General features: G+C 60.3%; 7 protein-coding genes and 1 pseudogene. 3 read left to right on the top strand and 5 right to left on the bottom strand.

Features of this window, described 5'->3' with window-relative positions; genetic code table 11:
- Nucleotides 1-65 precede the first annotated feature (65 nt).
- The 3 genes and pseudogenes from ACMDCM_RS07060 to ACMDCM_RS07050 all read left to right on the top strand — a co-directional run.
- A pseudogene (locus ACMDCM_RS07060) lies at nucleotides 66-740 on the top strand (ROK family protein); the annotation flags it as partial.
- A 39-nt stretch (nucleotides 741-779) separates the two neighbouring features.
- The gene (locus tag ACMDCM_RS07055; protein WP_412774688.1) at nucleotides 780-995 is read left to right on the top strand and encodes a hypervirulence associated TUDOR domain-containing protein; all 216 of its coding nucleotides are present in this window, start codon (nucleotides 780-782) and stop codon (nucleotides 993-995) included.
- Nucleotides 996-1,176: 181 nt separating this feature from the next.
- Nucleotides 1,177-1,539 carry a hypothetical protein gene (locus ACMDCM_RS07050; protein ID WP_412772907.1) on the top strand — a complete coding sequence of 121 codons (363 nt, stop codon included), beginning with the start codon at nucleotides 1,177-1,179 and terminating at the stop codon, nucleotides 1,537-1,539.
- A 93-nt stretch (nucleotides 1,540-1,632) separates the two neighbouring features.
- Here ACMDCM_RS07050 and ACMDCM_RS07045 read toward each other — a convergent pair whose 3' ends face one another.
- The 5 genes from ACMDCM_RS07045 to uvrA all read right to left on the bottom strand — a co-directional run bounded on the left by ACMDCM_RS07045 (nucleotide 1,633) and on the right by uvrA (nucleotide 12,244).
- Nucleotides 1,633-2,511: a P63C domain-containing protein gene (locus ACMDCM_RS07045; RefSeq protein ID WP_412772906.1), complete on the bottom strand. Its 879-nt coding sequence runs from the start codon at nucleotides 2,509-2,511 to the stop codon at nucleotides 1,633-1,635.
- A gap of 624 nt (nucleotides 2,512-3,135) precedes the next feature.
- Nucleotides 3,136-3,792, bottom strand: coding sequence for an ImmA/IrrE family metallo-endopeptidase (locus ACMDCM_RS07040; RefSeq protein ID WP_412772905.1), 657 nt, complete (start codon nucleotides 3,790-3,792; stop codon nucleotides 3,136-3,138).
- Between the two features lie 11 nt (nucleotides 3,793-3,803).
- On the bottom strand, nucleotides 3,804-7,691 hold the full coding sequence (locus tag ACMDCM_RS07035; RefSeq protein ID WP_412772904.1) for an adenosylcobalamin-dependent ribonucleoside-diphosphate reductase: 3,888 nt from the start codon (nucleotides 7,689-7,691) through the stop codon (nucleotides 3,804-3,806).
- A 748-nt stretch (nucleotides 7,692-8,439) separates the two neighbouring features.
- A complete protein-coding gene (locus ACMDCM_RS07030; protein ID WP_412772903.1) occupies nucleotides 8,440-8,871 on the bottom strand; it encodes a BA14K family protein in 432 nt (143 codons plus the stop codon).
- Nucleotides 8,872-9,202: 331 nt separating this feature from the next.
- The gene (gene uvrA, locus ACMDCM_RS07025) at nucleotides 9,203-12,244 is read right to left on the bottom strand and encodes an excinuclease ABC subunit UvrA (protein WP_412772902.1); all 3,042 of its coding nucleotides are present in this window, start codon (nucleotides 12,242-12,244) and stop codon (nucleotides 9,203-9,205) included.
- Nucleotides 12,245-12,650 lie beyond the last annotated feature (406 nt).

Here is a 12,650-nt window from a genome sequence, read left to right as displayed (position 1 = left end):
TCCGGCCGCATTTGATCGCTTCATGGGAACCGAGACATGCATGAGGCGTTCTGAAGGCAGACACCATGAAAACAGCGCGCACGAACCGAAAGACCCGAACGATTCTCGCGATCGACGTCGGCGGATCTCACGTCAAGGTGATGACCAGCAAGGATCGGATCAAGCGCGAGTTCGAATCCGGCCCCGATCTCACGGCGAAGCAGATGGTGCGCAGGGTTAAGACGCTGACGAAGGATTGGTCGTACGACGTCATCTCGATCGGTTATCCCGGACCCGTCGCCGGCAATCGGCCGCTGCGCGATCCCTTCAACCTCGGCGAGGGCTGGAAGGGCTTCGATTTCCGAAAAGCCTTCGGCAAACCGACGAAAGTCGTCAACGATGCGCTGATGCAGGCGTTCGGTGGCTATCACGGCGGGCGGATGTTGTTTCTCGGGCTCGGCACCGGGCTAGGCTCCGCGATGATCGCCGACGGCGAACTGGAGCCGATGGAATTGGGACACCTGCCCTATCGCAAGGGCAAGACCTACGAGGATTATGCCGGCGAGGCCGGCCGGAAGCGCCTTGGCGGCAGGAAATGGCGCAAGCACGTCACCGATATCGTCGAGCAACTCACCGCCGCGCTGGAGCCGGACGAGGTGCTGATCGGGGGCGGCAATGTCGAACATCTCGACAAGCTGCCGCCGAAATCGCGCCATGGCGACAACGCCGACGCGTTCGTGGGCGGGTTTCGGTTGTGGGAAAAAGAGCGGCGTCAACACGACGCGAAGCGGAGGGATGTCATGGCGAAGAGATTCAAGGTCGGCGATCATGTGAGCTGGAATTCCGAAGCGGGCCGGGTGTCGGGAAAGATTACCGCCATTCACACCGGGGATTTCGACTACAAGGGCCATACCCACCGCGCATCGGAGGACGACCCGCAATACGAAATCAAGAGCGACAAGACCGATCACGTCGCGGCCCACAAGGGCGGCGCGCTGGAGCATGTCGGCAGGTGAAGGCGGGTGCGGCGCGCTTGGTTGCTGTCGTTGCGAGGAGATCGGCGCGACGCGCAGTCGTCGTCTCGATAGCGACGAAGCAATTGGGGCCAGAACAAGAACCGGATTGCTTCGCTTCGCTCGCAATGACATATTCGCGCAGCGTTTCAGCTAAAATCTGAAATGCGCCAGGATCGACCTCATGTCGCGAATCTTGTGTCTATCGATGGCCATAGTCTTGTCGCTCGCGTCCATCGCGGCTGATGCCGCGCCGCGTCACAAGAAGCACGCGCATCGCTCGCATTCTTACGGCTTCCTGCCGGGCTATCGTCAGCCGCTGAACAACGCCGCTCCGCTGTTCAAGCAGGAGGCGTCGGTGCTGCGCAACGCGCGCCGTCCCCGGCGCCATTGGTACATCGATCCGAACGTGCAGTATTTCAATTTTTACAACGGCGAATGGCGCTATCCCGGCCGTCCCGGATTCTATCGCGGCCGCTACAACGGCGGCAGCGTCGGCCCGTGCTGGACGCAGACGCCGATCGGGCCGGTGTGGACGTGCGGGTAGCTGCTGATTTACAGACAGCTTCTTGCGGGCGCGCGTAGATCATCCGGCAGAAAGTTAAGCCGACCACCGTGATGTGCGAATATAGCGCACAGGCTAGCCGTCGCCGAGATCGAGATCGAGTTGGCCGCCATACGCCCGCAAATAAAGTCGATTAAATTCGTTGCGATTGTTGGATGCTCGTAACAGCGCCATGATGCCGCTCATTTGAGAGCGAAAGTGCTCTAAGCCAAATCCCTCGGTGAGAAGTTGGTGATGTCGGTGTTTACGCTGATAATTTTGCAAGGAGGGGTTCATTTCATCAAGCTTGGGCAAGACAGGCTTTGGTAGATGGCGATAGATAAGATTGCGGACAAGCTTGCCTGCATATCGTGGGCCGCGGTTGCCCGCCTTATGTTGCCATCCGAAGACTCGAAACATCTCTTGAAAAAACTCAACAGGTACAGCTTTCATCCACGGGCGATGTTCCGGCAGAATATATGCGTCTAAAATCTTCTGAAGCGCCTGCTCTTTGCGATATCTTTGATATCCGGTCGCTTCATCAACAAGCGCGATAATGCCAACGCGAGACAATCCGCTCAGCAATACTTCACATTGATGAGCGATAAAGAGCTGCTGCTCTTGTAGAACTCCCATGCGTGCTGCTGCGACGACCGCTTCACACAATGCAGGTAGAACTTCCGCATGAAGGGCATAGGCTTTTGCCCCATTTGGCTTTTTAATTTCGATGGGAGTTTCGAGCTTTAGCTGTATATGCCCTGGAATGTACTGAGCAATACGGCAACGGGATGCAAACAACTCAAGTCGATTCTTCCCCGCGACCATTGAGCCGCCACTAGCAAAACCCATCGCTCTCTGAATGTCTGAATATAGGAGGACTCGTTCTCCATCCTCCAATACGTAGCATTCGATGGTGATCTCGCCGATCTTAAGCGGATTGTCGGGAGAACCATACTTCACAGAAACAGAGTCCATGCGAATAATCTTTCGAAATTAGCATCTTGCCTTCACTGATAAATTAAGTTTGAGGCAAAGCAGTGAGTGGTCCGATATGAAAAAAGGGGCGGCTCGTGGCCACCCCGAAATGCTATTTGCGGTTATACGGGGATTGGTTCGTCGGTTTGAGCGAAATGCCGTTTTTCGAAGCTTTCGCTCGCACAGAGGTTTCCGTGCGACCGAGGTGCAGTCCGATCACGCGCGTCGGCGTATTACCTTTTGCCTCTTGGCGAAGTTGTTTCACTTCGCTGGGCGTCCAAGCTTTCCCAGAATTCCTATCATATTTTGCCATCTCTCACGCCTCCTGCCCTTTTGGGCGTTGGAAAACGTTGAAGCTCCGCTGGACGCCGGACGATAGAATCGCTTAACTGCTCACGCGACTGAGAGGAAGCGATGCTTTCTCGGTGCCCCCGTAAGTACCTCAACTGTGCTTCACGGGTTCCAATGCCGAGGTTCGAGCCTCGGCATTGGTATTTCAGGAAAACGAATCAATTCATTTATACTATGAACGATCATGCTTTGTTCGTTTTGCAAGCCTAGCGTTTGACGATTGTCCCCACTTTTGTTGAGAAAAACGGAAAAGCGTTTCTCGAACCGTTTGTGCTAACATTCCGCTGGGCGAGCACATGTGTCGCACACTAGGACGGTACCGTTACGAACCAATGTGAAGTTCGAGCAATCCGGGCACATGTCGCCCTCATAAGTCGGCATCAATATTTCTTTCTCAGACTTGGCTTCGCGGAGCCGTCGTTCGGCAAGCTCGTCGGTCACTACGCACAGACCGGCGATCACATCGGGTACCTTGAGTTTTACAGCTACATGATCGGGCACTAAGAAATAGTCGGCAAAAATGTTCGCCTGCCACTCGCCAGATTCTTCGTCTTGAATGAAATTGAGCTGGGCAGTTTTGTCGTCCGAGAACGCTACCGCATTACTATCGTGGAGCACGATATGACCAATTTCGTGGGCGACTATTCGCCGAGCGTATGGTTTACCTAAGTCCGCGTCGATCCAGATTTGCTTGACGATGTGCAGCGTTAGTGGGTTGAAGGTTACGCACGCCTTCTCTCGCAAATCTTCATGGCGGTAGTAAATTATTTCGAGCGCCCCTTTGTTGCGTAGCCTTTTTGCAAGTATCTCGGTAACAAATGTGCAGATGTTAAAGCTGTGCCCAAGCCTGTTCGCAACGAGCCACCAAGACATCGCAACTTTAGCGATGCCTTTGCGGTCATTGATTCGAACTTTGTGATCTCGGGCCATAGTCCGTCGCCTTAGCTACAGCCCGTTGTTGAACCGCAAGTGTCACATTTTAAACAAGTTCCGTTTCTCACCAAAGTAAAGCTGCTGCATTCTGCGCACATATCGCCGACATAGCCTTTCGCTTGAGCTTCTGCGCGTCGTTCGGCTTTTGAAGGCCCAGACTGCACGGATGCTGCTTGTGCTGAACCAGACTTGCTCCGCGCTTGTGTCTCAAGCTTTTCGGTTGGCGACCGATCACGTTCTGGCTCAAGCCGCAAAGCCGTTACTGTGTTTTCGCTTTTGCTATCCGAGTATCCCATTCTCGGCTGATCAGATTTGGCGACGGCATCCGTGTTAGCGATATCAGCTCCACCCCCACCGCCGCGCATGACGACGAGGTTGTCGGTGCGCGAGCGGGTCAGCCCCTTGGAGACGTAGCGGGTGGCCTGCTGCGGCTGACCTTCCGGCTCCTTGCCTTCCACGACGCCCTTGCCGATGGCGTCGAAGCCGGACTCCGAGGGATCGACGTGGGCGAGATCGAAGCGCGACATGTAGCTCACCGCGAGTTCGCGGAACACATAGTCGAGGATCGAGGTCGCGTATTTGATCGAGTCGTTACCCTGCACCGGCCCCGCGGGCTCGAAGCGGGTGAAGGTGAAGGCGTCGACATATTCCTCCAGCGGCACGCCGTATTGCAAGCCCAATGAAACAGCAATGGCGAAGTTGTTGATGAAGGAGCGCAGCGCCGCGCCTTCCTTGTGCATGTCGATGAAGATCTCGCCCAGGCGTCCGTCGTCGTATTCGCCGGTGCGGAGATAAACTTTATGTCCGCCGACGACGGCTTTCTGGGTGTAGCCCTTGCGGCGATCCGGCATCTTCTCGCGCTCGCGCATCACGATGATGCGTTCGACCAGCCGCTCCACCACCTTCTCGGAAACGGCGGCGGCGCGCGCCGCCATCGGCTTCTCTAGCAGTGCCTCGATGGCATCGTCGTCATCGTCATCGTCGGCGATGAGCTGCGAGTTGAGCGGCTGCGACAGTTTCGAGCCGTCGCGATAGAGCGCGTTGGCCTTCAGCGCCAGCTTCCAGGAGAGCAAGTAGGCCGACTTGCAATCGTCCACCGTGGCGTCGTTCGGCATGTTGATGGTTTTCGAGATCGCGCCCGAGATGAACGGCTGCGCCGCCGCCATCATGCGGATGTGACTTTCTACCGACAGATAGCGCTTGCCGATCTTGCCGCAGGGATTGGCGCAGTCGAACACCGGATAGTGCTCGGCCTTGAGATGCGGCGCGCCTTCCACCGTCATCGCGCCGCAGATGTGCACGTTGGCCGCCTCGATTTCGCGCCTGGTGAAGCCGACCGCCGCGAGCAGGTCGAAAGTCGGAGAGGCGAGGGCCTCCGAGTCGATGCCGAGCGTGTCGCGGATGAAGTCCTCGCCGAACGTCCACTTGTTGAAGGCGAACTTGATGTCGAACGCGGTCGGCAGCGCCTTCTCCACTTTCTCGATCGCCTCGTCGGTGAAGCCCTTGGCCTTCAGCGTCGAGACGTTGATGCCGGGGGCGTTGGACAGCGAGCCGTGACCGACCGCATAGGCTTCGATCTCGGCGATCTCGCTCTCGCGATAGCCGAGCGCGCGCAAGGCTTCCGGCACGGCGCGATTGATGATCTTCCAATAGCCGCCGCCGGCGAGCTTCTTGAACTTCACCAGCGCAAAGTCGGGTTCGATGCCGGTGGTGTCGCAGTCCATCACCAGGCCGATGGTGCCGGTCGGCGCGACCACCGTCACTTGCGCGTTGCGATAGCCGTGCTGCTCACCGAGCGCGAGCGCATCGTCCCATGCTTTCGTCGCGTGGGCGACGAGGTCGGGTTGCGGGCAGGAGGCATGGTCGAGCGGCACCGGGTTGACGGCGAGGGCCTCATAGCCGGAAGCTTGACCGAGCGCGGCGCGGCGGTGATTGCGGATCACGCGCAGCATGTGGCCGGCGTTTTTCTTGTGGCCGGGGAAGGCGCCGAGTTCGCCGGCCATCTCGGCGGAGGTCTTGTAGGCGATGCCGGTCATGATCGCGGTCAACGCACCGCACAGCGCGCGGCCTTCCTTGGAGTCGTAGGACAGGCCCATGGTCATCAACAGGCCGCCGATGTTGGCAAAGCCGAGGCCCAGCGTGCGGAATTCGTAAGACAGCTCCGCGATCGCCTTGGATGGGAACTGCGCCATCAGCACCGAGATTTCCAGCACCACGGTCCAGAGCCGCACGGTGTGTTCATAGGCGTCGATGTCGAACGCGCGATCTTTTCCCTCCCCCCTTGTGGGGGAGGGAAGGGAGGGGGGTAAGCCATCGACGCCGGCGTTTGCAGCTTCACCCCCCTCTCCACCTCTCCCCCACAAGGGGGGAGAGAGCGTGGCAGCGGTCGCGGCGCTGCTGCGATAGAACGTCAGCAGATTCAGCGAGGCCAGATTGCAGGCGGTGTCGTCGAGGAACATGTATTCCGAGCACGGATTCGACGCGCGGATATCGCCGGACGCCTTGCAGGTGTGCCAGTCGTTCATCGTGGTGTTGAAGTGCAGGCCGGGATCGGCCGAGGCCCAGGCGGCGTAGCCGATCTTCTCCCAGAGATCGCGCGCCTTGAGGGTCTTCGTCACCTTCCCGTTCGTGCGTCCCTTCAGATTCCAGTTGCCGTCGGTCTCGACCGCGCGCAGGAAGTCGTCCTTCAGCGACACCGAGTTGTTGGAGTTCTGGCCGGACACGGTGAGATAGGCTTCGCTGTCCCAGTCGGTGTCGTAGACCGGGAAGTCGATATCCTTGTAGCCTTGCCGGGCGAACTGGATGACGCGCTTGATGTAGTTGTCAGGGACCTGCGCGCGGCGGGCGAGCTTGATCTCGCGGCGAAGCGCCGGGTTCTTCTCCGGCACGAAGCAGTCGTCGCCCGAGCCCTCGCAGTTGACGCAGGCGCGCATCACCGCCTTGAGGTGCTTCTGGTTGATCCTGGAGCCGGTGACGAGCGCGGCGACCTTCTGCTCCTCTTTCACCTTCCAGTCGATGTACTGCTCGATGTCCGGATGATCAGCATCGACTACCACCATCTTGGCGGCGCGGCGCGTGGTGCCGCCCGACTTGATCGCGCCCGCGGCTCGGTCGCCGATCTTGAGGAAGCTCATCAGGCCCGAGGAACGGCCGCCGCCGGAAAGGCGCTCGCCTTCGCCGCGCAGCCGCGAGAAGTTGGAGCCGGTGCCGGAGCCGTATTTGAACAGGCGCGCCTCGCGCACCCACAGGTCCATGATGCCGCCTTCGTTGACGAGGTCGTCCTCGATGCCCTGGATGAAGCAGGCGTGCGGCTGCGGATGCTCATAGGAGGACTTCGACCGGGTCAGCTTGCCGGTCTTGAAGTCGACGTAGTAGTGGCCCTGGCCGGGACCGTCGATGCCATAGGCCCAGTGCAGGCCGGTGTTGAACCACTGCGGCGAGTTCGGGGCGACCATCTGGCGCGCCAGCATGTAGCGCAGTTCGTCATTGAAGGCGCGGGCGTCGTCTTCCGAACTGAAGTAGCCGCCTTTCCAGCCCCAATAGGTCCAGCAGCCGGCAAGCCGATCGAACACCTGCTTGGCCGAGGTTTCGCCGCCGATGCGCTCGGCCTCGGGGAGGGCGGCGAGCGCGTCGGTGTCGGGCACCGATCGCCACAGCCACGAGGGCACGGTCTCTTCCTCGATTTTCTTCAGGCGCGCCGCGACGCCCGCTTTGCGGAAATACTTTTGCGCGAGCACGTCGGAGGCGACCTGCGACCAGAATTCCGGCACCTCCACATTCTCGAGGCGAAACACCACCGAGCCGTCCGGATTGCGGATCTCGCTCGTCGTCAGCCGGAAATCGATCTCCGCATAGGGTGACTGACCGTCTTTGGTATAGCGCCGTTCGAATCGCATTGCTGTCGTGCCCCGTAACTGCCCCGTCACCGCTTCGGCGCGGCTTCGGCGATTTCCATTCTCGGGCTTTTTGCGGCCCGCACGAGCCGGTGATTCCGGCCCTGTTTGGCAGCCCGACGCCGCATCGGAACCTCGCGGCCCGACCACGCCTCGGACTTAACGCCTCACACCCCAATTCGAGCCGTTCAGACCCGGCTTTTAGCGTCCCCGGAGGGCCCCGCTTCAGAGCGGACAAATCCATCTCCGCTGCCTCGACAGGCGAACGAAGCCACCATTCTGAAACCCTTCAGAAGCGATCGGCGAGACCCCCAACGCGCTCGCGCCGAACAGGATCGAGGCTAGGCCGACTCCATCTCGCCCGTCAAGGATTAGTACGAGTTTCTGAATCAAATACTAAATATGGGGGAAACGAGGGAAAACCAGAGGGCAAGCCCTCGTCTGGAGTGCCTCAAGTATCAGTGAGTCCTCAGGGATTCCCAAGCCGAAAAAATCTTCGAACCGGCTCCCGGGTCAGCTTCGCACGCTGTTCACAGGGCCAAGTATTTATTGTTCGCAATGACTTGCGCCCCCGCGACTCAGGCTTATCCGCGGGGGCACCCGTGGCTGTGGTGGCTCAGCGACGCCATACCGTATTGCAGGCGGCCGATTTCGGCGGCGAGGAGGTGACAAGAGCGGCGCGCAAGGCACCGCTCCTGGATCGTGAGGCGAGATTTACCCGCGGGCCAGCGCGAGCGAGCCCCGCTCTGTTTCACGGGCAGGGATGACGCAGACCGTCGTAACCGAGGTAGGTTCCCGAGCGTACGTCGTATGACTTGAATCGCCGCTGGCAATACGCGACGTCGTCGCCGCCGCTGGGAATGACCTCGAAAGTCGGACTATCGTCGTAATAGCCATAGGAATCATAATACCCATAGGGGTCATCGTAGTAATAGGGACTGGCGAACGCACTTCCGAACCCGATCGCCGAACCCGCGAGGAAACCTGGAAAGAAACCACCGCCATGGCGATGCCCGCCATGCCAGTGGCCGCCACCGCCATGCCAACCACCGCCATGCCAACCACCGCCATGCCAGCCGCCGCTGGCCATATGCCGCCAGCCGCCACCCATGTGGCCACCCATGTGCATGTGTCCGCCACCCATGTGCATGCCCATGTGGGGGCCACCACCTCCGTGGCCCATGTGGCCTCCGCCCATGGCGTGAGATCCGTGAGCCCTTGGCCCCTGCGCAAAGCTGGGAGAGGTCACGGCCAGCGGGACCGCAAAAGCAATGGCGGCCGCGGCTAATACTGGTTTGAAACTGAACATATTTTCAACTCCGTATCGTGATTTCGACGTATCGAGCCTCGGATTCCAACGTTGCAATGCAAGGCAAGTTCCACGATCGGAGTTACGGAGTTGTCATCCGGCTCTCTCGCTGGGGTCTCGTCGAAGCAAGCAATGGATCTCGGTATTTGCCGGATGCCAATACCACCCGGTGATGAACCTGGTCGATCGACAGGCTCGTTTGGCGTTATTCCGCCGCCTCGCTCGCATCACGCCGCTTCGGCTTTCCCGCTTTCTTCAGCACCGGCATCAAAAACTTCCCCGTATAGCTTCGCGGCGCTTTCACGATATCTTCGGGCGATCCCCAGGCGACGATCTCGCCGCCGCCGTCTCCGCCCTCGGGGCCGAGGTCGATCACCCAATCCGCGGTCTTGATGACCTCGAGATTGTGCTCGATGACGACGACGGTGTTTCCTTGCGCCACCAGTTCGTGCAGCACCTCCAGAAGTTTTTTCACGTCGTGGAAGTGCAGGCCGGTGGTGGGTTCGTCGAGAATATAGAGAGTGCGGCCGGTCGCGCGCTTGGCCAATTCCTTGGCGAGCTTGACGCGCTGCGCCTCGCCGCCTGACAGGGTGGTGGCCTGCTGCCCCACATGAATATAGTCGAGGCCGACGCGCTGCAGCGTCTTGAAGGTTTCGCGCACCCGCGGCACCGCCTTGAAGAATTCGGCGGCTTCCTCGACCGTCATGTCGAGCACGTCCGAGATCGACTTGCCCTTGAACAGCACCTCAAGCGTCTCGCGGTTATAACGCTTGCCCTTGCAGGTGTCGCAGGTCACGTAAACGTCCGGCAGGAAGTGCATCTCGATCTTGATGACGCCGTCGCCCTGGCACGCCTCGCAGCGGCCGCCCTTGACGTTGAACGAGAAGCGGCCCGGCGCGTAACCGCGCGCCTTAGCCTCGGGGAGCCCCGCGAACCATTCGCGGATCGGCGTGAAGGCGCCGGTGTAGGTCGCGGGGTTGGAACGCGGCGTGCGGCCGATCGGCGACTGGTCGATGTCGATGATCTTGTCGATGTGCTCCAGCCCTTCGATGCGATCATGGGGCGCTGCGCCCTCGCTGGCGTGGTTGAGCTTGCGCGCGATCGCCCTGTAGAGCGTATCGATCAGCAGCGTCGACTTGCCGCCGCCGGACACGCCGGTGATGCAGGTGAACAGGCCGAGCGGAATTTCCGCGGTGACGTTCTTCAGATTGTTGCCGCGCGCGTTCACCACCTTGATGGTGCGGCGATGGTTCGGCGGCCGCCGTTCCGGAATGTCGACCGCCAGTTCGCCGGTCAGATATTTTCCGGTCAGCGACTTCGGATTCTTCATAATGTCTGCTGGCGTGCCCTGCGCCACGATGTGTCCGCCGTGCATTCCGGCTCCCGGGCCGATATCGAGCACATGATCGGCAAGACGGATGGCGTCCTCGTCATGCTCGACCACGATCACGGTGTTGCCGAGGTCGCGCAGCCGCTTCAGCGTGTCGAGCAGTCGCGCGTTGTCGCGCTGGTGCAGACCGATGGAAGGCTCATCCAGCACGTAGAGCACGCCGGTCAGACCCGAACCGATCTGCGAGGCGAGGCGGATGCGCTGGCTCTCGCCCCCCGACAGCGTGCCCGACGCCCGCGACAGCGTCAGATAGTTGAGGCCGACGTCGAGCAGGAACGACAGCCGCTCGTGGATCTCCTTGAGCACGCGGCCGGCGATCTCGTTCTGTTGCGGCGACAGCATGTCCGGCACGGTCTCGAACCATTCGCCGGCGTGACGCACCGACAACTCGCTGATCTCGCCGACGTGCTTGCCGCCGATCCTGACCCACAACGCCTCCGGCTTCAGCCGATAACCCTTGCAGGCGTCGCACGGCACGTCGGAAAAATACTTGCCCAGTTCCTCGCGCGCCCATTCGCTTTCGGTCTCGCGATAGCGGCGGTCGATATTGGTGATGACGCCTTCGAACGGCTTTTTGGTATCGTAGGAGCGCACGCCGTCTTCATAGGAAAACTTGATCTCGTCATCGCCTGAGCCGTGCAGCAGCGCGACCTGCGTCTTTTTCGGCAGGTCCTTCCACTTGGTGTCCAGCGTGAACTTGTAGAACTTGCCGAGCGCGGTCAGGGTTTGCAGATAGTAAGGTGAGGACGACCTTGCCCACGGCGCAATCGCGCCCTTGCGCAGCGTCAGCTCCCTGTCCGGAATGACGAGGTTTTCATCGACATGCTGCTCGACGCCAAGACCGCCGCATTTCGGACAGGCGCCGTAGGGATTGTTGAACGAGAACAGTCGCGGCTCGATCTCGGGAATCGTGAAGCCGGACACCGGGCACGCGAACCTTTCAGAGAACAGGATGCGTTCGGGGCCGCTCTTGTCGTGAATTTTGGCGACCTTTTTCTTCTCGTCATGGCCGGACCTGACCCGGCCATCCTTCTCTTTGGAAGATGATGAATCACCGGGTCTCGCATCTTCGGTGCGGCCCGGTGATGATGGAGGGGCATCGGCGAATTCCACCACGGCCAGTCCCTCGGCGAGCTTCAGCGCGGTCTCGAAACTTTCCGCCAGCCGCTGGCCGATGTCCGGCCGCACCACGATGCGGTCGACCACCACGTCGACGTCATGCGGAAACTTCTTGTCGAGCGCCGGGGCGTCAGCGAGTTCGTGAAACGCGCCGTCGATCTTGACGCGCTGAAACCCCTTCTTGAGATACTCCGCCAGTTCCTTTCGGTATTCGCCCTTGCGGCCGCGCACCACCGGCGCCAGCAGATAGAGCCGCGTGCCTTCGGGCAGCGCCAGCACGCGGTCGACCATCTGCGACACCGTCTGGCTTTCGATCGGCAGGCCGGTCGCGGGCGAATAGGGCACGCCGACGCGCGCCCACAACAGCCGCATGTAGTCGTAGATCTCGGTGACGGTGCCGACGGTGGAGCGCGGGTTTTTCGACGTGGTCTTCTGCTCGATGGAGATCGCCGGCGACAGCCCGTCGATCTGATCGACATCCGGCTTCTGCATCATCTCCAGGAACTGGCGTGCGTAGGCCGACAGCGACTCGACATAGCGGCGCTGGCCCTCGGCGTAGATGGTGTCGAATGCGAGCGACGACTTGCCGGAGCCGGACAGGCCGGTGAACACCACCAGCTTGTCGCGCGGGATTTCCAGATCGACGTTCTTCAGGTTGTGTTCGCGCGCGCCGCGGATCGTGATGGCGCGCGTGGCGGAAACTGCTTGTTGCCGCTTGGCCTTGATGACTTCGTCCATGACGGGCTTTTTCCGGGACGCGAAAATCGCGCCGCGTTCGGGAGCGCCGCACCGGACCGGGTTCCGGCTGGCGCCATGTAATGGCTATCCGTGGAACGTAGATAGAACGGCGGGTGATTTCCAGAGGGTTGCAGCGACCATCAACGATTTCGTCACGCGATGGCCTTGCCGCATCAGCAGGGCCGCCATTCTTAGAGTCTGTTTGGAAAGTCACCGGGCATCTCCCGGCCGTTCCCCGAACGCAGCGCAGCGTGAAACGGTGCGCTGCTAAGCCGGGGTCTTTCGCGAGGTTTTCTGCAACGATCCCGGGTCTGCGCAGCGTCTCGTCGTGCCGCAGCGCGCCCGGGACACCCGGAAAGCAAACTTTTCAAACAGGCTCTTAAAGCCTTTCCGCTTCTGATGGAAT

Source organism: Nitrobacter sp. (assembly GCF_047149785.1).
Taxonomy (GTDB): Bacteria; Pseudomonadota; Alphaproteobacteria; order Rhizobiales; family Xanthobacteraceae; genus Nitrobacter.
This window is presented reverse-complemented; position numbering and strand designations above follow the sequence as displayed.